This window comes from Prochlorococcus marinus str. MIT 0919, assembly GCF_027359375.1.
Classification (GTDB): Bacteria; Cyanobacteriota; Cyanobacteriia; order PCC-6307; family Cyanobiaceae; genus Prochlorococcus_D.
The window spans coordinates 634,877-659,362 of sequence record NZ_CP114779.1; the positions used below are offsets into that span (position 1 = coordinate 634,877).

23 protein-coding genes are annotated in these 24,486 nt (G+C 36.1%); 16 read left to right on the top strand and 7 right to left on the bottom strand.

The genetic code is table 11. From position 1 onward, the window contains the following. Nucleotide 1: 1 nt before the first annotated feature. Nucleotides 2-937: a glycosyltransferase family 2 protein gene (locus tag O5635_RS03550; protein WP_036902483.1), complete on the bottom strand. Its 936-nt coding sequence runs from the start codon at nucleotides 935-937 to the stop codon at nucleotides 2-4. 281 nt (nucleotides 938-1,218) lie between these two features. Continuing rightward, a complete protein-coding gene (locus O5635_RS03555) occupies nucleotides 1,219-2,391 on the bottom strand; it encodes a hypothetical protein (RefSeq protein WP_036902480.1) in 1,173 nt (390 codons plus the stop codon). 297 nt (nucleotides 2,392-2,688) lie between these two features. Between O5635_RS03555 and O5635_RS03560 the strand changes: the two genes are divergently transcribed. The 3 genes from O5635_RS03560 (at nucleotide 2,689) to O5635_RS03570 (ending at nucleotide 6,690) form a co-directional block, all read left to right on the top strand. Beyond that, entirely contained in the window at nucleotides 2,689-3,753 is a 1,065-nt protein-coding gene (locus O5635_RS03560; RefSeq protein WP_036902478.1) for a pyruvate kinase, read from the top strand. A gap of 226 nt (nucleotides 3,754-3,979) precedes the next feature. After that, nucleotides 3,980-5,116 carry a DegT/DnrJ/EryC1/StrS family aminotransferase gene (locus tag O5635_RS03565; protein WP_052042941.1) on the top strand — a complete coding sequence of 379 codons (1,137 nt, stop codon included), beginning with the start codon at nucleotides 3,980-3,982 and terminating at the stop codon, nucleotides 5,114-5,116. Between the two features lie 62 nt (nucleotides 5,117-5,178). Next, nucleotides 5,179-6,690, top strand: coding sequence for an ArnT family glycosyltransferase (locus O5635_RS03570; RefSeq protein WP_036902477.1), 1,512 nt, complete (start codon nucleotides 5,179-5,181; stop codon nucleotides 6,688-6,690). Nucleotides 6,691-6,755: 65 nt separating this feature from the next. On the opposite strand, the gene O5635_RS03575 is transcribed toward O5635_RS03570, so the two are convergent. Beyond that, nucleotides 6,756-7,871, bottom strand: coding sequence for a glycosyltransferase (locus O5635_RS03575; protein ID WP_036902476.1), 1,116 nt, complete (start codon nucleotides 7,869-7,871; stop codon nucleotides 6,756-6,758). Nucleotides 7,872-8,117: 246 nt separating this feature from the next. Here O5635_RS03575 and O5635_RS03580 point away from each other — a divergent pair, with 246 nt between their 5' ends. Further along, nucleotides 8,118-8,255 carry a hypothetical protein gene (locus O5635_RS03580; RefSeq protein ID WP_193742023.1) on the top strand — a complete coding sequence of 46 codons (138 nt, stop codon included), beginning with the start codon at nucleotides 8,118-8,120 and terminating at the stop codon, nucleotides 8,253-8,255. A 462-nt stretch (nucleotides 8,256-8,717) separates the two neighbouring features. Here O5635_RS03580 and O5635_RS03585 read toward each other — a convergent pair whose 3' ends face one another. The 3 genes from O5635_RS03585 to O5635_RS03595 all read right to left on the bottom strand — a co-directional run bounded on the left by O5635_RS03585 (nucleotide 8,718) and on the right by O5635_RS03595 (nucleotide 12,627). Continuing rightward, nucleotides 8,718-10,478 (bottom strand): ArnT family glycosyltransferase, encoded by a 1,761-nt coding sequence (locus tag O5635_RS03585; RefSeq protein WP_269607986.1) that lies wholly within the window; start codon nucleotides 10,476-10,478, stop codon nucleotides 8,718-8,720. Nucleotides 10,479-10,554: 76 nt separating this feature from the next. Next, nucleotides 10,555-11,670: a glycosyltransferase family 4 protein gene (locus O5635_RS03590; RefSeq protein WP_036902473.1), complete on the bottom strand. Its 1,116-nt coding sequence runs from the start codon at nucleotides 11,668-11,670 to the stop codon at nucleotides 10,555-10,557. Beyond that, nucleotides 11,671-12,627, bottom strand: coding sequence for a DMT family transporter (locus O5635_RS03595; RefSeq protein ID WP_269607988.1), 957 nt, complete (start codon nucleotides 12,625-12,627; stop codon nucleotides 11,671-11,673). It lies immediately after the preceding gene. A gap of 52 nt (nucleotides 12,628-12,679) precedes the next feature. On the opposite strand from O5635_RS03595, the gene sppA reads away from it, so the two are divergent. From sppA to O5635_RS03655, 12 genes are all read left to right on the top strand, one after another. After that, nucleotides 12,680-13,489, top strand: coding sequence for a signal peptide peptidase SppA (sppA, locus tag O5635_RS03600; RefSeq protein ID WP_036903578.1), 810 nt, complete (start codon nucleotides 12,680-12,682; stop codon nucleotides 13,487-13,489). A gap of 23 nt (nucleotides 13,490-13,512) precedes the next feature. Continuing rightward, the gene (aroH, locus tag O5635_RS03605) at nucleotides 13,513-13,869 is read left to right on the top strand and encodes a chorismate mutase (protein WP_036902469.1); all 357 of its coding nucleotides are present in this window, start codon (nucleotides 13,513-13,515) and stop codon (nucleotides 13,867-13,869) included. Between the two features lie 117 nt (nucleotides 13,870-13,986). Then, nucleotides 13,987-14,568 carry a DUF2808 domain-containing protein gene (locus O5635_RS03610; protein WP_036902467.1) on the top strand — a complete coding sequence of 194 codons (582 nt, stop codon included), beginning with the start codon at nucleotides 13,987-13,989 and terminating at the stop codon, nucleotides 14,566-14,568. 56 nt (nucleotides 14,569-14,624) lie between these two features. Continuing rightward, nucleotides 14,625-14,762: a 50S ribosomal protein L34 gene (gene rpmH / locus O5635_RS03615; protein WP_036902465.1), complete on the top strand. Its 138-nt coding sequence runs from the start codon at nucleotides 14,625-14,627 to the stop codon at nucleotides 14,760-14,762. Nucleotides 14,763-14,814: 52 nt separating this feature from the next. Then, the gene (locus tag O5635_RS03620) at nucleotides 14,815-15,207 is read left to right on the top strand and encodes a ribonuclease P protein component (protein ID WP_036902462.1); all 393 of its coding nucleotides are present in this window, start codon (nucleotides 14,815-14,817) and stop codon (nucleotides 15,205-15,207) included. After that, nucleotides 15,200-15,601 (top strand): PH domain-containing protein, encoded by a 402-nt coding sequence (locus O5635_RS03625; protein ID WP_036902460.1) that lies wholly within the window; start codon nucleotides 15,200-15,202, stop codon nucleotides 15,599-15,601. Before O5635_RS03620 ends, O5635_RS03625 begins: the two co-directional genes overlap by 8 nt. A 103-nt stretch (nucleotides 15,602-15,704) precedes the next feature. After that, nucleotides 15,705-16,853: a membrane protein insertase YidC gene (yidC, locus tag O5635_RS03630; protein ID WP_036902456.1), complete on the top strand. Its 1,149-nt coding sequence runs from the start codon at nucleotides 15,705-15,707 to the stop codon at nucleotides 16,851-16,853. A gap of 86 nt (nucleotides 16,854-16,939) precedes the next feature. Continuing rightward, on the top strand, nucleotides 16,940-18,418 hold the full coding sequence (locus O5635_RS03635) for an AAA family ATPase (RefSeq protein WP_036902452.1): 1,479 nt from the start codon (nucleotides 16,940-16,942) through the stop codon (nucleotides 18,416-18,418). A gap of 7 nt (nucleotides 18,419-18,425) precedes the next feature. Beyond that, nucleotides 18,426-19,709, top strand: a complete 1,284-nt coding sequence (serS, locus tag O5635_RS03640) for a serine--tRNA ligase (protein WP_036903575.1) — start codon at nucleotides 18,426-18,428, stop codon at nucleotides 19,707-19,709. 3 nt (nucleotides 19,710-19,712) lie between these two features. Further along, complete coding sequence (gene rseP / locus O5635_RS03645) at nucleotides 19,713-20,807, top strand: RIP metalloprotease RseP (protein WP_036902450.1); 1,095 nt, start codon at nucleotides 19,713-19,715, stop codon at nucleotides 20,805-20,807. A gap of 71 nt (nucleotides 20,808-20,878) precedes the next feature. Continuing rightward, entirely contained in the window at nucleotides 20,879-21,181 is a 303-nt protein-coding gene (rpsN, locus tag O5635_RS03650) for a 30S ribosomal protein S14 (RefSeq protein ID WP_036902449.1), read from the top strand. A gap of 191 nt (nucleotides 21,182-21,372) precedes the next feature. Then, nucleotides 21,373-23,538 (top strand): polyribonucleotide nucleotidyltransferase, encoded by a 2,166-nt coding sequence (locus O5635_RS03655; RefSeq protein WP_036902447.1) that lies wholly within the window; start codon nucleotides 21,373-21,375, stop codon nucleotides 23,536-23,538. A 29-nt stretch (nucleotides 23,539-23,567) separates the two neighbouring features. Here the strand turns inward: O5635_RS03655 and O5635_RS03660 are convergent, their stop codons facing one another. Then, nucleotides 23,568-24,473 (bottom strand): 3'(2'),5'-bisphosphate nucleotidase CysQ family protein, encoded by a 906-nt coding sequence (locus O5635_RS03660; RefSeq protein ID WP_036902445.1) that lies wholly within the window; start codon nucleotides 24,471-24,473, stop codon nucleotides 23,568-23,570. Nucleotides 24,474-24,486: the final 13 nt, after the last annotated feature.

Here is a 24,486-nt window from a genome sequence, read left to right on the forward strand (position 1 = left end):
GTTATTGCTCTATAACCTCATCTATGAAATAGAGCGGCCTTGCCTTTGACTCAATATAAATCCTACCAATATATTCACCTAAGATACCTATAAATATTAACTGTAGACCACTACTAAAAAGAATTGCGAGTGCTAAGCCAGCCCAACCTTCAACCCAATTATCTGTCATAAGTCTAGAATAAAGGACATAGATGATTCCAATGATAGAAATTAGTGATGCAAATAAACCGGATAGAGTAGCTAACTGAAGAGGCTTCCTTGAAAAGGATGTAATTCCCTCTACAGCAAATCTAATCATTTTTATCAATGGATATTTGCTAGTACCTGCATATCTTTTTTCTCTTGAATAGTCTACATGCGTTTGCTTAAAGCCAGACCAAGTAATAAGACCTCGCAAATATCTACCTCTCTCCGGCATCGCTCTCAAAGCTTGTACTACTTTCTTATCAATCAATCGAAAATCTCCTGCATCTAAAGGTATATTAATGTCTGAAAGTAAATTCAATAACCTGTAAAAGATAGCTGCAGATATTTTCTTAAATCTGGACTCAGATTGCCTTTCTATTCGTCTCCCATATATTACATCAAACCCATTCTCCCATTTAGCTAGCATTGAGGCCGCTAATTCAGGAGGATCCTGTAAGTCAGCATCTATAACAATGACTGCCTCGCCAATGGCATTATTAATTCCGGCTTGAACAGCTATTTGGTGTCCATAATTTCTTGATAGACCTATTAGCTTGATTCGAGAATTATATGTAAATGCTTCCTTAATTAGCTTTCTAGTGTTATCGATGCTTCCATCGTCTATAAAAATTATTTCCCATTTATATTTATCCAGTGATTCACAAACTTTATCAATTCTCTCTACAGCCTGTGTTATGACTTCTTGTTCGTTAAAGCAAGGAACGACCCAAGTGATTGTGTTTTTATCCATAAGATTTAATATACATAAAGAATGAATAAGGATATATAAATTAATATTGATTCATACTTTCGCTAAATCATAAGGTTTCTTTACACTAATATTTTAGGCAAATATAGAAGCTGCTGCAATAAGCAAAGGTGAAGAAGGTTGATAAGGCTGATAATATTAACCTCTCAAAAGGCGGGGGGTAAATATAATAGGACATTTGAAGAGGGGAAATTGTCAAAATGTAGCCTAAAAAATTATCGTCAAAAATCAGAAATTAGTTTAATTTAGTATAAGATGAATAGTTAATCATCGAGATTGATGAACACACTTCTTATTTTATTATAATGACTAGATCTAAAGTTTCTAAAAAATATAAAAAATAAAAATAGCCTTTCTTTTAATAATAGTAGAGAACATTTAACTACGGAGAATGATTTGTCAGTATTAAATTCTGATTTTGCATACCTTCTTTTAATTATTGCTTGATTAAGCCAATGTAATTCTTCCTGCATTGGCAAACATAGCCAAAAAATTGAGAATATTTTTTCTAGCTTAGTAAAGCTCTTATCAGAGTATGAAAAAATAGAGTTAATATTACCATTTAAAGCATAGAATAGATTTTTTTCATATCTTCTTAAAGGTACTTTTCTGCTATGACGTGAAGGATCAAAAACTGAGGTTCTAGCTGAAGGATTAGCTCCCCAATAGATTTTTGAACCAAATGTACTTTTGGTCATAGAAATATTAAAGTCAATATCCAAATATTTAGATATTTTTAAAAGAAGAGGGTCTCTATTCGATCCGAAATCTTCTATTTTGAAAACGCACATATCCATATCGAGTTTACAATAGTCATATAAGTTATTCGCCATACTCGACAATTGGTCTATAGGTGAGTAAGGTTGCTTACGAAGATAAGCCTTCTCTTTAGTAAGTTTTATCCTTGAGCAATACGCGCGCATAGGATCTCTAACAGGGATCAAGTGTTTAGATTCAGGAAAAATCTTAAGAAACTCAAATGTTATCCAGGGTTCATGCGGATGAAGTAAAACAACCTTATCTTTGAGAATGTCTCTACCATGTGAACATGAATATGCATAATAAAGAGATAGGATTACATTCCTTGGCGTAATATTTTCATTAAGAATATGTTGATAGTAATAAAATATAAAATCATTTCTATTAGTCTTGATTCCTTCATTCATATTATCACCTAAATTATGGAGACCAGAACTATTAGGATCTATTAAGCTCATTTTTGAAGTATCATAGAACTTTGGATTATGTAATTCAAAAATATTCAGCGCTTCTTCTGCTGTTTGATATTCATTATGTATTAAAGGTATTAAATTTGGTACGCCAGGGATGGTACATATTTGAGGGTGACCATCGAGCAAACTATGTATAAAAACACTGCCAGTACAAGATTGGTAATGGGTGATTGCAGCAATTTTTAGATTAAACAGGGTATTCATTACTACTTATATAATTCCAAGTAAAATGGTTTTATAATAGTAATAATAGCACATTGAAAACTTAGCGAAAGGATGATCTAGTAGTCAAAAGAATGAGTGAATTCAAATTTCTATATAAACATGGTATAGGAACAGAGGGATATATATTTATTAATAAACTTAGAAGTCACTAATTGAAAAATGATATTATCTATTAGAAGAAGTTAAGAATCATTGTCGAAATTAGTCTATCATTTAGAAAATGTGCCTTATTAAGCACTTCACTTCACTTCAAAACAAAGTATTACTAAGAATAATATGACTTCCATTATTATCACAGTTGGTCCTAGTTCTATTGAACCTTCTAAGCTAAAGAAGTTAAAATTGTGTGGAGCTGACAGATTCAGAATAAATCTTTCGCATGCTACTCATTCTTCTCTTGAAGAGTACATAAACATAATTAAAAGCGTTGGTATTACTCCTTCTATTGATACTCAAGGGGCTCAGCTAAGAATTAAAAGTACTTCATTATTTGAAAGCATTCCAGCGGGAGATATAGTCAACTTGTATTTTACTGATGAATATAAGAAAATAACCCATGACAATGAATATATAGCGCTCAACCATCCTGAGGCTGTAGATCAAATTATTGCAGGAGACATAATGAAAGTGGATTTTAATGGACTTGCTTTAGAAATCCTAGAACAAACTGGCGATAATTGTCTTAAGGCAAAAACCATTTCATCTGGATCGGTGTTAAAAAATAGAGCTGTTGATATTCAATCCAAAAGTCTAAAGTTATCGGTACTAACAGAATTTGATAAGGAGGCAATTAAATACGCTTTATCAAATGGCATTAAGGAAGTATATGCTTCTTTTATATCAACAGAATCTGATGCCAGATATCTAAGAGATATAATTGGTAAAAATATAAAACTGATATCAAAAATAGAAACATCTATGGGTATAGCAAATGTTTCTAAAATAATTGATCTATCTGATGAAATATTAATTGATAGAGGTGACTTAAGTAGAGAAATAAGTATTGCAGCTATTCCAATGGCAGTATTTAATGTTATAAAGATAGCAAGAGAAAAAAGAAAACCCGTAAATATTGCTACCAATGTTCTCGATAGCATGATGAAAGCAAGTTTACCTTCGAGAGCAGAGATTTCTGACATATATAGCCATCTTTCTGCTGGAGTTTCAGGCATAGTTCTTGCTGCTGAAGTTGCTATAGGTGACAACCCTGTAAGTTCAACAGCTCTATTAAAATACTTAATTGATTCCTACAAAAACTACGAAAGGGGTTTTCACGGAATTGGTAAAATTAATAAACCTTGCAAGGAACTTATAGGAGACGAATTGTTTAATTGGTTATAATATATTTTTGATTCTAAAAACATTTATAAAATTAAAGCCTAAATAATATTGATTTGTATTGAACTCGACTTATAGCTTTTATTTGACTGCATAAAATTCTTGTAAGTCATCAATAATAATATAATAATAGATACCTATGAAAAAAGAAATCGTACTATAAGGCATACAATTAAATAGATTTCTTATATCTAGTGATATGCTATATAAATAAATTAGAATTACTTCCATGCCAGGATTTGAATGGATAGATGAGAGCGAAGCAAAAGCCGTACAAGAAGTTTTTGAAGAAGGAGGGGTTCTCTTTGCTCATGGATGGGATAATGCTAGAAAGAAATATCATGTCAGAGAGTTTGAATCAAATATTTCTAAGGCTTTTGACGTAAATTACTCTAGGGCTGTAACTTCAGGTACTGCTGCTCTTAAATGCGCGTTAAAGGCCATTGGAGTTAAAAAAGGATCAAAGGTAGTTACTCAAGCGTTTAATTTCATAGCGGTAATAGAAGCGATTATTGACTGTGGTGCTCATCCAATTATTTGTGGTGTTGATGATAATTTAGACTTAGATATCAATGATCTTAATAAAATATATGATGACAATGAAGATATATCAGCCATTATTTTGGTTCATATGCTTGGTATTGGAGGCCCTATAGAAGAAGTAGTGTCCTTCTGTAAAGAGAATGATATTAAATTAGTAGAGGATAATTGTGAATCAATTGGAGCTACATATAAGGGTAAGAATCTAGGTTCATTTGGAGACTGTGGTGTTATAAGTTTTGATCATGGTAAAATGATAACTTGTGGAGAAGGTGGAATGATATTAACAAATTCTGAAAAGATTCATAAGTACGTTGTAAGCTATTCTGATCATGGGCATGCATATCAAGAAGGTATACCAAGAGGTCTAGACAAGAAATCAATGCCTGGATTTAATTACAGATTGACAGAACTTCAAGCTGCGGTAGGCAAAGCCCAATTAGATAAGTTAAATTTAATTTTAGAAAGTAATAAAAGAAGATTTAATGCTCTTAATAGTATCTTAGAAAAACACTTCCGAGTTCGTAAGTTAAGACAACATCAAACAGGTAGCTACGATACATTTATTTTTTTCGTAAAGACAATTGAAGAAAGGTCCAAATGTGTTCAATTAATGAAAGAACATCAAATACCTACAAAGAATCTTCCAGATGCTATGGAATGGCATTGTACCTATTTCTTTGAACATGCTCTTCCCAAAAATGAAATAGAGTCTAGTAAAGAAACATACAATAAACTAAATTTATCAATAGCAATAGGAATTCTTAGATCTATAGAGGTAGAAAGATATGAGAATCTAGCCTATGACCTCGTAAGAAATATATAAATAGAGAGAATACTTACTAAAAATCTAGGAATACATATTTTGAACCTTAATTAACCTAAACTATGACTCTAATTAAGAAAAGGCTATCATTAAAAAATAATATACCTTTAATTGTAGGTTTAATTCTAAGACTAATAAATATCAATTCCCCTATTTTGGGGATTCATAGCTGGCGGCAAGCAGATACGGCTGCTATAGCAAGAAATTTTTATATTCATAGCACACCTATATGGTTGCCTCAAATAGATTGGATAGGCTCTAGTAATGGTTATGTTGAGTCAGAGTTTCCTATATTTCCATACTTGGTATCCATACTCTACAAATTACTTGGAGTAAATGAATGGATAGGAAGGTCTTTATCAGTAGTATTTAGTCTGATTACAATAGTTTTATTAATAAAGATAGGGACACATTTATTTGGAGAGAAAGAAGGCTGGTGGGCTGGCTTAATATTCGCAATACTGCCCATAAGTGTTTATTATGGTAGGACATTTCAAGCTGAGTCATTAATGCTATGCCTCTCGGCCTTAAGCATAGAAAGACTAATATTTACATTTAAATACTATTCAAATATTAATCTCATAATTAGTTGTCTTGCTTTCACATTAGCCTGTCTAATAAAAGTAATTCCAATGATATGGTTGGGTTTACCAATATTCACAATTTTATTATTCTATAAGCCTAGAAAATTCTCTGGTAAAAGAATAACTTATCATATTAGTAATACGCGTAGATTATCTATATCTATTTTATACTTTCTATTTGCGTTAACTGCATTATTTTTTTGGTACTCACATGCTTATTCATTAGGGCAAGATAGTGGATTAACATTTGGCTTTTGGGATTCTGATAGAAGCAATGTAAAAATGTTATTCGAAATAAATATATGGTTGAATATGCTTGTTAGAGTTATGATAAGAATTTTCGCTCTTGTATTATTTCCTATCTTATTAATTGGCTTGAAAAATACATATAAAGGTGTTGAAGGCAAAATACTAATCTCTGGAATTGTGGGTGTTTTTGTTACTACAATAATGGCAATTAAATCAAGTAGTGTTCATGAATATTACCAACTACCCTTATTAATATTTTGTTGCCCTTTAATAGGTAAAGGCATCACAGATATAAAGAATTCAAATATAGTTAGAACTTGCATTGCTCTCACTACTGCAATAAGTCTAATCATTCTTTCAATTGACTACTATTTAATAGAAAGTAAGCAGAATGATATTTGGATGCCTCTAGCTTTAGACATAAGAGAACGTGTCAATAAAGATGAACTAATAGTAAGTGTTACAAATAGTGATCCGACTTTACTTAATTTAGCCCGACGTCAAGGATGGTTAACATCCTCTAGGAATGTGACTCTATCCAATCTTAATAATTGGTATAATGAAGGTGCAAGATTTTTGGTAGGAAGTCTGAACTGGAATGAAAGTTATTCAAAAACAAAGGACAATGAAAATAAAAAATTATTCAAAGATTTAATTTGCAAGAAAGATATTCCTGAATTCTGTCCTAAACCTCCGCATTTTACTTATCTTATTCCCTTGGAGAAACTTATTAACAAATAGATTGATTATTTTATCCAATACAATTTCAATAAGTAAATTTAAATATGCTTTTTATCTTTGTTAACTTAAGGGCTATTCCAAACAAAGCGAGATGATGCGACATAGTTCCATATAAAAACTATAGAAATGCCAGCTATTTGAGCTAAAACTGTATTATTAGAAATTGTATTGTAAAAAGCGGTTGCAAGTCCAATATTCGCAATCACAGGAAATGAAGCAACAATAAGAAATTTAAAAAGACCTTTTAGCAGAGGAATCCCACTTAAACGTCTAGATCGGAAAGTTAATATATTATTAATTAAATAATTAGAAGTAGCAGCTATAATAACTGATATTGGCAATGATGAACTAAAGCCAAGTGAAAACAAATTCATGGCTATATTTGTAGTAATTAATTGAACCCCAACACCACTAAGTCCTACAATTCCAAAGCTAATTGCTCTTCTTGGCAAAATTCTACATGTCAAAGTATGTAAAAGTGAAATTAAAAAGTCCCATACTATAGATACTTCTAATTTTGATTTTCCATGTAGTCGAGGTTGAAAAGATAAGGGCACTTCTCCCACACAAAAACATCCTCTACTGATTGAAAGAAACTCATACAAGAATTTAAAACCATTAACGTCAACCTTGTAAATTATTGGCAAGCATGGTTCAACCTTAACGACAAAGCATCCACTCATATAGTCTGTTATATGTTGATAGTTTTTTGGCAAGCTTGTTCGAGCTAACAAATTAGCAAAAGACGAACCACCTGTTCTTCTCTGACTTAGGCCCCTAATATTTGCTGATTTTAAGAAACGGCTACCAATCACCAAGTCATAATCTCCTTCATTTAAGAAATTGACAGCATTTATTAAATCCTTAGGCAGGTGCTGGCCATCGGCATCCATTAAAGCAACAATATCTCCCTGCGCATTTAATAAACCTTCCTTTATTGCACTAGCCAAACCTGATCTGCCTACACGACGAATAATTCTTATGCGTGGATCTTGAAATGAAATGCTCTTAACAAGCTCAAAGGTGCCGTCTTTTGAATCATCATCAACAATTAAAATTTCAAGCTCATAGGAATTAGCTAAATCTATTAATTCTTCAATTATTAAAAAGATATTTTCCTTCTCTCTAAAGGTAGGTAAGACAATAGATAGTCGATTTGTTTTAATAATATTTTTATCCATTAAATATATTAATTATCAAAGATCTTGAAGTAAGAAGATTTCTCATCATGAAAACAACCCATACAAAGACTATAGAACACTAACTAGAATTGGACTACCTTAATCAATAGCACTGTGATTAGTTTTATTTTTCGAAGAGTGTTGACTAAAGAGTTTTCTTTTTAAAGCTATTTACAGTGTATACAATGTGAATAATGAAAAATCCGAATTGAGTGACCTCCAAGACCCCATGCAAACTATAGAAAAATGACCAAGCTAAAAAAAGATAAAGAGGCAAGTCCTTTTATTCAAAAAATAGTACTGCTTTTATTTGGCATTGGACCAATAGTGATTATGGGATTGTTTTTAAGCTCAAATGGTTTTTTTAATCCACCTGGCTCATAATTTCGCTCAATCTCACTACACACTCCTAATATTCAATCCTAAGAAGAGCTGACAATGCTCAAGGAATATATTGCGCCAAGGGACCCTCAACAAGGTATAGTTCTTAAGGTTTTCTTCATTTTTGGCATGAGCAGCATTGCTCGAGGCTATAAAAACAAGATTTGTTTTTCAAGGGGAGACAGGAGGCGTCTGGCCCACTACCTTATAAAGGCCATTGCTTGTCTAAGAATCGAACGGGGGGACGACCTCCCACGCCTGAGACAAAACTTCGATTAAATGATCATTTACAATCCTATTTTTAGCTTCCTATGCTATGGAAGCATAATTTACTTTATATCTTTCCTATATCGTGAAGTATCAAGAAGGTAAATATAGATTAATTTTAGAGGGATATTATTTTGAATCTTTGAAAAACAAATAAGAATTTCTTACCAGCCAATCCTCAGAAAAAATATATTTTATCTATATCTTCTCCGGGTTAGGGGCTCTCCAGTCAGGAGACTCTCCACGATAATTCATTAGGTAATTAGCGCGATCCTGAAGCTTTACTCTATCTATTCTCCATACATTATATATTCCAAATTTTCCAAGTTTAATAGGCTGCATAGCCTTCCAGTGAGGATGGCCGCTTGTTTGATTATCAATAACCACCAAAACAGTCTGGGAGGAATTCGCCGATCCAATAGGTTTTCCTGCCCATCCTTGTCTTACTTCAGCATTCAATCTATCTGCCAGATTGACAAGTCCTTCTGCATCATTAGCTTCAAAAATAATAATTTGTTTAGTGTAAAAATGTATTGAGGGCTTATTTATGCCTACCATAGCAATTGCCTCATTATCCTTTTGAGAAGACACCAATAGATTGGACACCTGCCGTAACGGTAATTGCCTTAGGCTATCACTAATATTCCACAAAGGTAGCATAAAAAATAACTGGAAAAGTATTAAAGGTATTTGGGTTAAATAAAATCTTCTATGATTATTTTTAACAACTAAAATCAATCCTGATAACGCTGTAAGTCCAAGAAGTAAAGACCCTTTAAACGGCAAGTTCCTTGAGATAAATTCACTGGAAAAATTAGGTATCTCAGGATCATAAACAGAATATATCCATGTTTTAGAAAGCCAAAGTACTAATGCAAGAGAAAAAGATAAAGATATCAAAGCCCATAAAGAAGCTTTATACCTTAGACTCTTATTAATATTCATATTAGAGGAGATCCCTATCAAAATTGCTGCTGCTGGAGTGGCTGGTAACCAATAGCTTGGTAATTTAGTCGCTGCAAAAGTAAATAAAAGAAAAACGGAAATTAACCAGCAAGAAGCAAACTTTAAGATAGATTTATCTGGCTCTATAAAGTCTAGATTCTTACTTTTAATTAAAGCAGAAATTGATTCAAATAAACCTAATAATAGGAAGGGTGTAAATGGCAAAGATGCTACTAACATAATAAATATAAAGAACCACCAAGGCTGAGAATGGCTATTAACAACAGAGGTTAATCTCTGAAAATTATGGTATCCAAAAAAACTATCCCAAAAAGGTTTTCCTTCGACTAGCAACTCCAACAAATACCAAGGGATGCTTACAAGAAGGGCAACGCTCAAACCTTTTAAAGGTTTGAGCCTTGCGATTATATTTATATAATCTTTTTGTATAAAAGCAAAAGCAAACAAGGTCATTAATGCTAATACAATAGCTACCGGACCTTTACTAAGTACTGCAAGTCCTAAAAATATCCACTGCCACAACCAATATTTTTTTATTGGTCTTACATAAGTTCGCCAACTAAGAAGTAAGCTTATACCCAAAGTAGAACAAAGCAAAGCATCACTTACAGCAATTCTGCTCCAAATAAGTACAAGAGGAGAAAGGGCAAAAGCAAGGGAAGTGACTAATGCTGCCCTCCTCGGTGCAGCAATATGAACCCCTGGCCATCTCATTACAGTATCCCCGAGAATCAACATGAGCATCAATGTTGAAAGAGCTGATGGTAAACGCGCCGACCATGTGCCAAGGGGATCCCAAATACTTTGTCCAGGCAAGGAGTAAAAGAAACCCATCAACCAATAAACCAAAGGTGGTTTATCAAATCGAGTAAGGCCATTAACTCTAGGGGTTAACCAGTCACCAGTAATGCTCATCGCCCTTCCTGAAGCAGCGAATAAAGGAGGAGTTTCGTCAACTAATCCTGTGGAACCTAATTGCCAGCAGAAAATCAATGTGCCTAAGAAAAAAATCAAGCAAATGCATCTTTTATATTTATTTCTAGGTATTAGTAGTGCCACTGATTCAGTATTAATTTTGATTTGAATTTATATTTTTGTACGCATTCTCCTCACTTATCCACATGGCAATTTTTTTTGCAAAGCATTGATATGAAGCTGAATTTAATGCCCATTCTCTACATTTATTACGATCAATCTTATCAACTCTTTTTGCAGCCAAAATCAATTCATCAATGTCATCATTTTGAACAAGCCAACCAGTGACACCTGAATTAACTAATTCCCCAGGTCCTCCTCGATTATAAGCAATTACAGGTACTCCACAAGCCATTGCCTCTACTACTACATTCCCATAAGCTTCATTCCATTTTGGAGTATTAATAAAAGCCCTACATTCTCCTAATTGATTTTGGAACTCTTTAGTAGGCAAAAAACCTCGCCAATCAATTGTTCCTGCTGGCAATGACTCCTCAATATTTCTTGCATATTGTTCATTCTCAACAACCCCCCAAACTAATAAAGTTTCTTGAAAATGAGCAGCTACAGCTGCAGCGTCCTCTAAACCCTTTTCAGGAGCAACCCTTCCTGCCCAGCCAAGTGGGCCATCAGACCTGGGGTTGAATTTATATTTATCTAAATCAAATCCATTGCCAACAACTATCGGTTGCTGAACCAAGTCGTAATCTGAAGCTTGTCTATGAGTATGAAAAGCAAGTCTAGAATGATGAGTCTTGGATAAATTATTTATTTGATTTTTCATAGCTTCAGAGACACCGCCCATACTTATTAGATGAAAGATATTTGGTCTTACATAAGGTGTAATCCACAAAGGTAACCAGTCATAACCAAAGTTTAATATTGCATCTACCCCCTTTTCTAAAGCTATTTCAAGTGCCTTGTCCCACATGCTTGGCAAAACACCTTTGACAGGGATTGTTACTGGAGAAATGTAATTTTGGTGCTGCCAACTAGCTTGTGCCAAGCCAGATACATAACAGACTTCAATATCTTTACATTCTTCAGGGAGTTGAGATCCATTAGGAGCAACAAGTATTACTTCATGGCCAATTCTTAATAAACCTTGTATTAAGGAAAGCAATGTCACTTCAACTCCCCCTCCTTTTCCGCTTCCTAAAGAACCTATAGGAGTGCTAACTAGCAAAAGCTTCAAAGCATTAACAGTCATTTATATGCCTCTTTGATTTTCCTCTGAAAGTTCATCAAAAGGTATCCACAAGCGATTCCTCTGACTTACTAAAAAGACTGAAACTAGAACTAAAGCAACACCAATCCATTGCAAACTTTCTAGTCGTTCTCCAAGCCATATTCCACCGGACAAAAGTGCAAATACAGGCGTTAAAAACGCTAGGGTACTAAAGCTAGTCAGCTCCTTTTTATTAGCAAACCAAAAGAATAATCCATAAGCTAATGCACTTCCGAAAAGACTTGCATAAGCCATAAATCCCCATTGAACAACGGTCCAATCTGGCCAAAAAGACCAATTGCTATCGAAATAATGCCAAATTATCAAAGGAAAGCTACCCAGAGTCATATGCCAACCAGTTACGGCTACTGGGTCACTTTCTTTACATGTAAAACGAATTAATACAGTCCCCAAAGCCATTGCTATTGCTGCCGCAAGCATCCACCCCTGCCCATTGCTAAAAAGATTCCCACCTGAAACAGCATCTCCCATCAAAAGCCAATGTCTAAGCAAACCTGGGGACACCCCCAAACATATTATTCCTACCAAACCAAGCATTAATCCTGCCCAGCCGAAAGGGTTAATTGCATCGCCAAAAAGACTTCTTGCTAGCACTGCAACCATTAAAGGTTGGGAATCTATAAAAACCGATCCAAGTCCCGCCCCTGTCTCTAACAACCCTCTTGCCAATAAAAATTGAAAAAATGTCGCATCAACTAAAGTAAAAACAACAAACCATCCCAAGTCACCTTTAGCAATCTTCAAAGTTCTTTTTAAAATTACTAATGTGCACAGAACAGCAACTCCAGCAGGGAAAAGTCTTAAAAAAGCAACAATTTCAGGCCCTCCAGATTGCACAAGAGGTGCCATTGCAGCCATGGCTGTGCCCCATAATGCAAAGGGCAGAATCATTAATAACCAATTGAACATTTCAAACATGACTTAAGCCTGTTGGCTTCTTTTAAGATCCAATTAAATGAGAACTAATCCAATGATCTGGCCTTGGCGTCGTAAATCCAAAAAAAGGATGGCAAGAATCATTATTGATGGAGCCATCAATAGTGAAACAAGAAAGCTTTTCTTGAAAGCTGTAAAACAAATTGAAGAAAGAGAGTTCCCAGCATTGCTGGTAAGGATAGATAGCCCTGGAGGGACTGTTGGGGACAGTCAAGAAATCCATGCTGCGATTCTTAGGCTTAGAGAGAAAGGCTGTCATGTAGTAGCAAGTTTTGGAAACATTTCAGCTTCAGGAGGAGTATATGTTGGTGTGGCAGCCGAAAAAATCGTTGCCAATTCTGGAACAATTACTGGCTCAATTGGAGTGATCCTCCGTGGCAATAACCTATCGAAATTACTTGAAAGAATAGGTATTAAATTTGAAACAATCAAAAGTGGCCTTTATAAGGATATTCTTTCTCCCGATCGAGCTCTTACTCCAGAAGAAAGAAATTTGCTTCAATCTCTTATAGATAGTAGTTATATCCAGTTTGTTAGCGCGGTTGCTAAAGGTAGGGGATTAACCGAGGAATGCGTTAAGGCCTTCGCTGATGGAAGAGTTTTTACCGGTACGCAAGCTTTAGAACTTGGATTGGTAGATGAGCTTGGAGATGAAAACCATGCAAAGCTTTTAGCAGCAAAGCTTGCAGGGCTAGATGAGAAACTACAGCCAATCACTTTAGGCCGTCCTAAGAAAAAGCTATTAGGACTGATTCCTGGAAGTAATACTCTTGCAAAGTTCTTTGAATTATTAAATATTGAACTTTCCAATTCTGGCCAAATTCTTTGGCTATTTCGTCCTTAAATCAAAACCTCAATAAGCAAGATATGAAATTACAGGCTTTGCGAGGAGCTACTACTAGCCCAAAGAACTCAATTGAATCAATTGAAAAAGCTGTTAGCGAACTTGTATCAGAATTAGTAACAAGGAACAGACTTGATGCGAGTCAAATTGTTTCAATAACTTTTTCAGTAACAAGAGATCTAGATGCTTGTTTCCCTGCTTCTATAGCAAGACGACAGCCAGGGTGGGAAAAGATAGCCCTTCTTGATTGCCAACAAATGTTTGTCAAGGGAGATTTAGAGAAGTGTATTCGTATTCTTGCTCATGTATGGATACCTGAGAATCAAGAGCCTCATCACACTTACCTAGGAAGAGCTAGTAAACTGCGTCCAGACATGTGAATTTTTCACCAGCCACATTGCAGTAAGAATCCTTACCCTTGTGCTTTCCTTTACACAGAGAATTAACTAATCAATTTAATCTCATAACCAAATTTGCACTTTCGCCTTATCTGAAAAATGCCCACTATTAAAAAGAACCTTAAATCTATCTTTAAAGGAGTTCTTATCTCAGCATTACTTTTTACTGGAATCATAGGAATTGAAAAAGCGACTCAACAAGCTTCTCTTGCCGGTCCAGGATCATTTGAATTTCAATGGGATCCTGATCCAAACTTTAGGAGACTGAAATCATTCCAAACATCAAATGAAAGGTTAGATAGGGCAACCTATTATTTCTTTCTTCGTTCAAGCGAAAGGAAAACAGGTGTATTAAAACTATCTATAAAGGTCCCTGATTATTTCGAAGCAAAAATTAAGCCTGAAAAGATGAGTTTATGTCAGGTAAAAATAGGCGGATGGCAAGATAGAACAAAGTGCTTAAAAGATATTCCTGCTGCTTTTGAAATCAATGAGGACCAAACGTCAATTGATATTTTCCCTGATCAGCCTATACCTGTCGATTCAAAGCCATATGCTGTTGTCATGAAACTATGGAACCCAAGGAAAGGAGGCATGTTCCAATTTCATGCGTACGCTCAATCTCCTGGAGCGATGCCAATATCTAGTTATGTTGGAACATGGACTTTTGAAGTAGAGTAAACTGATAAATTAACTAAATAATCAAGTAATTAATCCTTTTTAAGGACTATCTCACAATGACTAAAAGAACACTTGGTGGAACCAGCAGAAAAAGGAAAAGAGTGTCAGGATTTCGTGTTAGGATGAGAACTTATACTGGCAGAAGAGTAATCAGAGCAAGAAGGAAAAAAGGCAGAGCCCAAATTGCTGTATAAAAACAAATAATTTCTATCAAAATCAATTATTAAGAAACTTTCTTTAAAGCGAATGGTTCTTCCAAGATCAATGCGAATAAAGGGTTACAAGAGTTTTGAATATATTCATAAAACTGGTATTAAGTACAACAGCACATCAATGCTAATAAAAGTAGCTGTTTCAAATTCTCATTTAATCAGAGAAAAGTCATTTCAAAAAAAAAATATCAATACATGCCGCTGTGCAATTTCAATCAGTAATAAAGTAAGCAAGAAGGCTGTAATAAGAAATCGACTTCGTCGTCTCTTCCATGAGCACTTAAAATTAAGATTGCTAAAGTCAGCAACCTTGCAAAACCATTGGATACTCATAAGTCTAAGACCTAATGCCTTAGACAAAAGGTCTAAGAATTTGCTAGAAGAAGTCGACCAGTTACTTCATAAGGCTGAATTGAAAAATGCTTAGCACCTCTGAAAAAGTTTTTTACGAAGGTCCTCCCGCAAAAGAGGACCTCATATTTAATCTTTTAGCAGGGGTTACTCTAATTGGTCTTCCTTTTACGTTTGGAGCTGTCGTTAGGGCCTTATGGCTCAGGTTTAAAATTACTGATAAGCGAATTTCTGTAACTGGTGGATGGCTTGGAAGAGATAAAACACAAATAGCCTATAACCAAATCGAAGAAGTCAGATCTATCCCCCGAGGTCTTGGCTCATATGGGGATATGGTTCTTGTAACAAAAGATGGTGCAAGGTTAGAAATGAGATCAATGCCAAATTTCAGAGAGGTGTCAAGTTATATTCAAGAAAAAGTGAACCAAAGATCTAGCAACAGTTCCTCAGATAAGGTGGTGGGGTTTTAATACTCTTAAAATACACAAAAAGTCTAAGAGAACTTATTATCTTTTATTGATGCAAGGCAAATTAAGCCTTCCAACTTTTCCATTCCATTCATACTGAACAATCGTGATCGGGTACATCTCTGACAATCTGCTTATCCCGATCCTGGATTTTTTCTACGGATTAGTCCCAAGCTATGGGCTTGCAATTGTCGCGTTAACCATTGTTATTCGTCTCGCACTTTTCCCTTTGAGTGCTGGTTCCATTAGAAGTGCCAGGCGAATGCGAATAGCCCAGCCTGTAATGCAAAAACGTCAAGCAGAGATTAAAACTCGTTATGCAAGTAACCCTCAAAAACAGCAGGAAGAATTAAGCAAACTAATGGGTGAATTTGGGAGTCCCTTAGCAGGCTGCCTTCCCCTATTAGTCCAAATGCCAATTCTCTTTGCTTTGTTTGCAACCCTCAGAGGATCACCTTTTGCTGATGTCCCTTATCTAGTAAATATAAAGGTTCTTCCACCAGAACAAATTGCAACTATTGAACCAAAACCATTTAAAAGTCCTAAACACTCAATATTCATTACTGAGAAAGACCACTTCCCAGTAGTGGCTTCGTTGCCAGGAGGTAATAAAATTGCTGCTGGTGAATCAGTTGATATAAAGCTAGAAACTCCAAGTGGTGAAGTATATACAAATTTACTATCTAGATTTAAAGATGGAGGCAAATTTACTCCTACTTGGAAAGTTACTAAAGGGGATGATCTTGTACAGGTTTCCTCTGAAGGAAAAGTTTCGGCGAGATATCCTGGAGATGCAACAATAGAAGGCAAGATTCCTGGTCTCGCAGCTAAAAGTGGATTCTTATTCATCAAAGCTTTGGGACAGGTAGGTTTTTATGTTGATGGAGCTATTAATTGGGATATAGCAATTCTTGTGGGAGGCTTCGGGTTAACACTTTTAATATCTCAAGCCCTTTCAGGGCAAGGCATGCCAGCAAACCCTCAACAATCAACTGCAAATAAAATCACACCAATAATGATAACTGGTATGTTTCTTTTCTTCCCGCTACCAGCAGGAGTTCTCTTATATATGGTTATTGCAAATATATTCCAGGCAGTGCAAACTTTCTTATTGAGTAAAGAAGCTTTGCCAGCAAACTTACAAAAAATACTTGATGACCAAGTTAATCAACAAGGCAAAGCTGCGATAGCAGGGCCATCTTCAACACTCGGAGAATCAGATCGCTTACCCTTTGAACCAAAAAGCAACAAATAAATCTTTTTATTTCACCTTATAATTTACTTTAATAATTTGAAAGCATAAAAAACATCAATTTTATATTCCCAACATTTTAGAGACCTATGCATAACTGGAATAATCAATTTGATCTTTTAATTAAATCAAGAACTCCACTCATATTTATTAGAAGCGGGGAAGAGCAAAGAATTCTGTCTCTCATAAACGAAGCTTCAAAAAGACTCAATAATAGACGTATTGCAACATGGGATTATATCGAAGGCTTAAAAGGAATTCTTAACTCAGAAGGCTTAGGTGCACGTCAACCAATGGCCATACTCCAATGGTTGCAAACATTAGATGATTCATCTCCAACAATTCTTCTTGCTAAAGATTTTCATCGCTTTTCAGAAGATGCTGGTATTTCCAGAATGCTAAGGAATTTATCTAGTGATTTACGTAAGAAAACACATACTCTTGTTCTTTCTGCTGTGGATTGGAATCCTCCTAATGAACTTGAAGAATCCATAACTATTTTAGATCTACCATTGCCAAAAGAAGATGAAATAAAAATACTACTTAGCAACATTGCTAAAGCAAGTGACTCATTCCTATCGGAAGATGTTTTAGAAGAACTAACACATGCCTGCAGTGGCTTAAGCGAAATAAGAGTTCGCCAAGTAGCTGCTAGGGCTCTAGCCCAGCGGGGTCGCTTAGGGAAAGAAGACCTCGTAGAGGTCTTAGCAGAAAAACGTCAAGCCATAGCAAGAAGTGAAGTTCTTGAATATTGCGAAACCTCAGCCACTCCATCTGATATTGGTGGTTTAGATGCATTGAAAAAATGGCTAGACCAAAGACATGCTGCATTCTCAGATGAAGCACGAAAGTTTGGATTACCCTTACCAAGAGGTGTTCTTCTAATAGGTCCGCAAGGGACGGGAAAATCTTTAACAGCCAAAGCAATTGCTCATAGCTGGTCAATGCCTCTACTGAGACTAGATGTGGGTAGACTTTTTGCAGGCCTGGTAGGTGCTAGTGAAGCTAGAACAAGGGAAACTATTCAACGGGCAGAAGCGATGGCTCCTTGTGTCTTATGGATTGATGAAATTGACAAAGGGTTTGGAGGAGATGCAAGAAGTGATGGAGGCACTAGCCAAAGAGTCTTAGCAAATGTTCTCACTTGGATGGCTGAGAAAGAATCTCCTGTTTTTGTGGTTGCAACAGCAAATGGTGTTGATCGCCTACCTGGAGAGCTTCTTAGGAAAGGACGATTCGACGAAATATTTTTGCTTGACTTGCCAAGCAGTCTTGAAAGGATGAGCATTCTTAAACTGCATATTGCCCAACGAAGACCAAAGTTATCCATTCCGCTCGAATCAGTGGTTGATAGGACAGAAGGTTTTTCAGGGGCAGAATTAGAACAAGCCGTAATTGAAGCTATGCATTTTGCTTTTACTGAAAGAAGAGAAGTTTTAGAAACAGACCTCATCCTTGCATCCTCTCAACTAGTCCCTCTTTCAAGAACAGCAAAAGAGCAACTTGACTTTCTAAAAGAATGGGCAGCTAGTGGTCGAGCCAGACCAGCATCAATTAAGATTATTTAAAAAAATAGTGCTAGATCAGCGTCTTATCAGGGAAAATCCCAACCTCATTGCAGAGGGTTTAAAAAGCCGTGGAATTAATGTTGACTTAATTAATTTGAAGCTAAAAAGCGAAAAGCTTAAAAATCTGGAGCTTCAAAGAAATCAACTTCAAGCCAAAAGCAATGAAATTGGCAAAGAAGTAGGTAGGAAAATAAACAATGGGTGCGAACCTAGTTCCATAGAGATCAAATCCTTGCGGGAGAATGGAAACAAAATAAAAAAAGAAGTAAATGAAATAGAAGAAATAGAAAAGGCCATTTTTGAAGAAATTAAACAAGAAATTCTTACTTTTCCTAATATTCCTGATAAAGAATGTCCAACTGGAAAAGACGAAAATGACAATATTGAAATCAGATCATGGGGAGATCCAAAAAAAGGTAAAAATTATAAACAACATTGGGAAATAGCAGATAAATTAGGCCTATTAGATACTGAAAAATCCGTCAGGATAGCGAAAAGTAGGTTTGTAACCCTTTTCAATGAAGGAGCACGTTTAGAACGATCTTTAATTAACTTCATGCTTGATATGCATACAAAAAAAGGGTACACAGAAGTACTCCCTCCTGTTTTAGTTAACACTGCTAGCTTGACAGCTTCGGGACAACTTCCAAAGTTCTCTGAGGAAAGCTTTCGTTGTATAGATGATGATCTTTGGCTAACACCTACAGCTGAAGTTCCTTTAACTTCACTTCATAGAGGAGAGATAATTCCTGCCAACCAACTTCCTCTTCGATACGTCGCTTACAGTCCATGCTTCAGGCGCGAAGCAGGGAGTTATGGGAAAGATTCTCGAGGACTCATTAGACTTCACCAATTCAACAAAGTTGAGCTTTACTGGTTTGTTCATCCAGCACATTCAAAAAAAGCTCATGAAAAAATAACTGAAGACGCAGAAGCGGTTCTAAAAGCACTTGAACTTCCTTATAGAGTTTTAGATCTGTGCTCTGGGGACCTTGGGTTTTCAGCATCTCGTACTTTTGATTTAGAAGTTTGGCTGCCAGGAGCTAATTCATATAGAGAAATTTCAAGCTCTAGTGTATGTAATGATTTCCAAGCAAGAAGGTCATCTATTCGGACAAAGGAAGGTAAAAAAAGCATGCTTGTACATACCTTAAATGCAAGTGGTCTTGCAATTGGTAGGACCATGGCAGCTCTTCTTGAAAATGGGCAGAATTCAGATGGGACAGTCAATCTCCCAAAAGCTCTAGTTCCTTACTTTGGCAAGAGCCAAATAAAACCTAAAGGCAAGTAGTTAATGTCGTTTTTCAATGTCATAGCATCAATTGGTGTACTAGCTCTGTTGATTTTTTTTCATGAAGCAGGTCACTTTCTTGCTGCCAGATCACAAGGAATACGCGTAAGTGGATTTTCCATTGGTTTTGGACCAGCAATATTAAAAAAAGAGTCCCAAGGTATTGTTTATTCAATCAGGGCTTTCCCTCTTGGTGGTTTTGTTTCATTCCCTGACGATGATGAATCATCAAACATTTCATTAGAAGACCCAAACCTTCTTCGCAATAGACCTATTAATCAAAGATTATTTGTCATTTCTGCTGGTGTTTTAGCGAACCTTTTAATTGCATGGCTTGTATTATTTAGTCAAATAAGTGTATGGGGACTCCCTAATCAACCTGATCCGGGTGTTCTAATAATGGGTGTTCAAGAGAAAGAAGCTGCAGACATTGCTGGGTTAAAAGTGGGAGATCAAGTTTTAAGTGTAAATGGTTATGACCTTGGCTTTGGTAAAGAAGCTGTTCAGAAATTAGTTGAAAAAGTTCAACAATCACCAGGACAGTTAATAAAATTAGAGAGTGTAAGTAATGGTGTTAAGAAAACTTTAACTATTACACCTTCAGAACATCTTGGTAGCGGAAAAATAGGAGCTCAATTACAACAAAATATTAGCGCTACAAGAAGCCCTGCAAAGGGTGTTAATGAGGTCATAAGTCAATCTAATGCTCAGTTTATGGATTTATTAGTAAAAACTGTAAAAGGCTATCAAGGTCTTATAACCGATTTCGCTTCAACCTCTAAACAAATTAGTGGTCCAGTAAAAATTGTTGAAATTGGTGCACAGTTTTCAGAACAAGGTTTACCTGGGATTATGTTTTTCGCTGCATTAATATCAATCAATCTTGCCGTTTTAAATTCTTTACCTTTACCAATTCTTGACGGAGGACAGTTTGCCTTAATTGTCATTGAAGGAATTAGAGGTAAACCTATTCCAGATAAGATACAACTTGCTTTTATGCAGTCTGGTTTCTTTCTTTTGGTGGGCCTGAGTATCATTCTTATTATTCGAGATACTAGTCAATTAGCAATATTTAGAGAGCTAGCTAGTAATCGATAACACATATTTGGTCTCGCTATAAAGAAGATGAAGGAGTAAAGTCTTAAACATATTGATGACTAAGATTTTTCATGGCAAAAAAATCGATGATTGCTCGAGATGTGAAACGCAAAAAACTAGTTGAGCGTTATTCAGCGAAGAGGAAGAGATTACTTGATCAGTTCCATTCAGCGAAGGACCCAATGGAGCGCTTAGAAATTCACAGAAAAATTCAGGCTTTACCAAGAAATAGTGCCCCATCAAGAATGAGGAACCGTTGCTGGGCCACTGGGAAGCCAAGAGGGGTATATCGTGATTTTGGTCTTTGCCGTAACCAATTAAGACAAAGAGCACATAAAGGTGAACTACCTGGAGTCGTTAAATCAAGTTGGTAACCACAAAAAAGCAAAATTTAAATTATCTCTTAAAGGGCATTCTCATAGCATAAAAACAAGTGATCAAGGGCGATCTCACCAATTAAAGGCTTTCTTATTAGCAATCCCAATAGCTAGCATATGAACTTTTCTAATGAATAAGTCCCTATCAAGTGCAACAATGTCAGTAGATAATAAAGACATAAGCAAACGTGCAAGGTCAGACAACAACGGTCTCCTTTGATGGTCGGGAAATACGGCTAACTACAGGAAGATATGCCCCTCAAGCAGGTGGTTCAGTACTAATTGAATGCGGCGATACCGCAGTCTTAGTTACAGCAACTCAGTCCCCAGGCAGGGAAGGAGCAGACTTTTTACCTCTCATTTGTGACTACGAAGAAAGGCTTTACGCCGCAGGAAGGATACCTGGAAGCTTCATGCGAAGAGAAGGACGCCCACCTGAGCGAGCGACCTTAATTTCTCGTTTAATTGACCGACCATTAAGACCTCTTTTCCCAAATTGGATGAGGGATGATATTCAAGTTGTCGCAACCTGTCTTTCTTTAGATGAACGGGTGCCAGCAGATGTTCTTGCTGTAACTGCCTCATCAATGGCAACTCTTCTAGCGGAAATACCATTCTATGGTCCAATGGCAGCAGTAAGAGTTGGCTTGCTAGGAGACGATTTTGTATTAAATCCAAGCTATAGAGAAATTGAGCGTGGCGACCTTGATCTAGTGGTAGCAGGCACACCTGACGGTGTTGTAATGGTCGAAGCAGGAGCAAATCAATTATCCGAACAAGATGTTATAGAAGCAATAGATTTTGGCTATGAGGCTGTGTCTGAACTAATCAAAGCGCAGCAATCGATACTTAAAGAAAGTGGTATTGAACACAAAAAACCTCTTGAACAAGAGATAGATGACACAATTCCTGCTTATTTAGAAAAGAATTGTAGAAAGCCTATTGGAGAGTTGCTTAAAAAATTTGAACTTACAAAAGAAGAAAGAGACACAAAACTTGAAGAAATTAAAACAAACTTGGCCGAAAAAATCGAGTCTTTAAAAGAAGATAATGCAGTTAAAAAAGTTATTTCATCCACTCCAAAATTACTATCCAATAGCTTTAAAAGTTTAACGAAAAAGCTTATGCGCGAGCAAATAATTAAAGATGGAAAAAGAGTAGATGGAAGAGCTTTAGATGAAGTCAGACAAATCGATTGTGCAGCAGGAGTACTGCCAAAAAGAGTTCATGGTTCTGGCTTGTTCCAAAGGGGGCTTACACAAGTTCTGTCAACTGCAACCTTAGGTACTCCAAGCGATGCACAAGAAATGGATGATCTAAATCCTAGTTCTGATAAAACTTATATCCATCACTACAACTTCCCTCCTTATTCTGTAGGCGAGACAAGGCCAATGAGAACACCTGGCCGTAGAGAAGTAGGTCACGGTGCTCTTGCCGAAAGAGCTTTATTCCCTGTATTACCACCCAAAGAATCTTTCCCTTATGTACTTAGAGTTGTAAGCGAAGTCCTAAGTTCTAATGGCTCAACTTCAATGGGCTCAGTATGTGGAAGTACTATTGCCCTCCTAGACGCTGGAGTCCCATTAAAAGCGCCTGTAAGCGGAGCTGCTATGGGCTTAATCAAAGAAGGTAAAGAGGTAAGAATTCTTACAGATATTCAAGGTATAGAAGACTTCCTTGGTGACATGGATTTCAAAGTAGCTGGAACAGAAAAGGGCATCACTGCTCTCCAAATGGATATGAAAATCACTGGTCTAGAAATTAAAACCATAGCTGAAGCAATAAATCAAGCGAAGCCGGCAAGAACCCATATTCTTGAAAAAATGAATGAGACAATCGACAAACCTCGTGATTCGTTATCCCCACATGCTCCTAGGCTTTTAAGCTTCAGGATTGATCCAGAACTAATTGGCACAGTAATTGGACCTGGAGGCAGGACAATTAAAGGAATAACTGAAAGAACAAATACAAAAATAGATATAGAAGATGGAGGAATAGTTACTATTGCCTCTCATGATGGAGTAGCAGCAGAAGAAGCTCAGAAGATCATTGAGGGTCTAACAAGAAAAGTTCATGAAGGTGAGATCTTTACCGGCTCAATAACCCGAATTATTCCTATAGGAGCGTTTGTAGAAATTCTCCCAGGGAAAGAAGGTATGATTCATATTTCTCAACTATCTGAAGCACGTGTTGAGAAAGTTGAAGATGTCGTAAAAGTAGGAGATGAAGTAACAGTAAGAGTTAGAGAAATAGATAATAGAGGTCGCATTAATTTAACTTTAAGGGGAGTATCTCAAGGCAATGAGATGAATTACCCACAACCTACACCTACACCTGTTGCACCATTAAATTAACATCTGATTTTTATTAATTAAATCTCTATCTAACTATCAATCATACTTAGTGCTTGAGTAATAAGATTGCTAAGAAAATCATGCCTAACTCCATGGCTAGCAACTAAACACCCACTTTGATTAAAGCCTTCCTTCCCATATACAAGTGGTTGACCATTTGCTTGGGTGAATTTACCTCCAGCTGCTTTTAAAACTGCCTCTGGAGCTGCCATATCCCAATCCTTAGGAGAGGTTTTACCTGAGAGAGAAATATAGAAATCAGCATCCCCTCTTAGGATAGTTGCAATTTTGCATCCAACACTTCCCACTCCTTTTGTTTCTCCAGGAGAAAGTTTTTCAATCAAGCTTGAGAGCCTTTTATCCCTATGAGTTTTACTTGCTAAAAGAATCATTTGGCAAAGCTCATTGCGATGGCTGAAATTAGCTAGTTTTTTCTCACCTAAACGATTTTCACACCAAGAGCCCTTACCAATTATTCCAAACCAAAGTTCTTCTGATTCAGGTATCAAAACAACTCCTATTTTTGGAGAAAGGTTCTTTAAGAGAGCTATATGTACAGCATATTCTCCTGTCCCATTAAGAAAATCCTTAGTACCATCCAAAGGATCTAATACCCACATCCAGTTATTATTTTCAGAAAAGTTATCTCCAGATTGACCTTTTACATTTTCCTCGCTTAAAACAATCCAATCAGCACCAGGGAAATTAGCCTTCAGTCCTTCTATCAACCAAGAATTAACAGCCAAATCAGCAGAAGAGACTGGTCCATCACCCTTATCATCAACAGACAGATGTTCAGGAAAACCAAATGGAGGCTTTTCGCCTCTACCATAAGCCATCAAAATATCAGCAGCTCCCCAACTTAAATATCTAAGACTTTCTAAAAGGTTTTCAAGTTTTATTCCATTAGGAAGAACAAAATTAGGGGAACTCATGGATTTCTAGAAA

Excerpts from the sequence above, each read along its gene's own strand:
- O5635_RS03595 (WP_269607988.1), bottom strand. The coding sequence starts at position 12,627 with ATGTTTGAAATGTTCAATTGGTTATTAATGATTCTGCCCTTTGCATTA.
- O5635_RS03575 (WP_036902476.1), bottom strand. The coding sequence starts at position 7,871 with ATGGATAAAAATATTATTAAAACAAATCGACTATCTATTGTCTTACCT.
- rpmH (WP_036902465.1), top strand. The coding sequence starts at position 14,625 with ATGACTAAAAGAACACTTGGTGGAACCAGCAGAAAAAGGAAAAGAGTG.
- O5635_RS03635 (WP_036902452.1), top strand. The coding sequence starts at position 16,940 with ATGCATAACTGGAATAATCAATTTGATCTTTTAATTAAATCAAGAACT.
- O5635_RS03625 (WP_036902460.1), top strand. The coding sequence starts at position 15,200 with ATGCTTAGCACCTCTGAAAAAGTTTTTTACGAAGGTCCTCCCGCAAAA.
- O5635_RS03565 (WP_052042941.1), top strand. The coding sequence starts at position 3,980 with ATGCCAGGATTTGAATGGATAGATGAGAGCGAAGCAAAAGCCGTACAA.
- O5635_RS03560 (WP_036902478.1), top strand. The coding sequence starts at position 2,689 with ATGACTTCCATTATTATCACAGTTGGTCCTAGTTCTATTGAACCTTCT.
- sppA (WP_036903578.1), top strand. The coding sequence starts at position 12,680 with ATGATCTGGCCTTGGCGTCGTAAATCCAAAAAAAGGATGGCAAGAATC.
- O5635_RS03660 (WP_036902445.1), bottom strand. The coding sequence starts at position 24,473 with ATGAGTTCCCCTAATTTTGTTCTTCCTAATGGAATAAAACTTGAAAAC.
- aroH (WP_036902469.1), top strand. The coding sequence starts at position 13,513 with ATGAAATTACAGGCTTTGCGAGGAGCTACTACTAGCCCAAAGAACTCA.
- O5635_RS03555 (WP_036902480.1), bottom strand. The coding sequence starts at position 2,391 with ATGAATACCCTGTTTAATCTAAAAATTGCTGCAATCACCCATTACCAA.
- rseP (WP_036902450.1), top strand. The coding sequence starts at position 19,713 with ATGTCGTTTTTCAATGTCATAGCATCAATTGGTGTACTAGCTCTGTTG.
- O5635_RS03590 (WP_036902473.1), bottom strand. The coding sequence starts at position 11,670 with ATGACTGTTAATGCTTTGAAGCTTTTGCTAGTTAGCACTCCTATAGGT.
- O5635_RS03570 (WP_036902477.1), top strand. The coding sequence starts at position 5,179 with ATGACTCTAATTAAGAAAAGGCTATCATTAAAAAATAATATACCTTTA.
- rpsN (WP_036902449.1), top strand. The coding sequence starts at position 20,879 with ATGGCAAAAAAATCGATGATTGCTCGAGATGTGAAACGCAAAAAACTA.
- O5635_RS03550 (WP_036902483.1), bottom strand. The coding sequence starts at position 937 with ATGGATAAAAACACAATCACTTGGGTCGTTCCTTGCTTTAACGAACAA.
- O5635_RS03610 (WP_036902467.1), top strand. The coding sequence starts at position 13,987 with ATGCCCACTATTAAAAAGAACCTTAAATCTATCTTTAAAGGAGTTCTT.
- O5635_RS03620 (WP_036902462.1), top strand. The coding sequence starts at position 14,815 with ATGGTTCTTCCAAGATCAATGCGAATAAAGGGTTACAAGAGTTTTGAA.
- O5635_RS03580 (WP_193742023.1), top strand. The coding sequence starts at position 8,118 with ATGACCAAGCTAAAAAAAGATAAAGAGGCAAGTCCTTTTATTCAAAAA.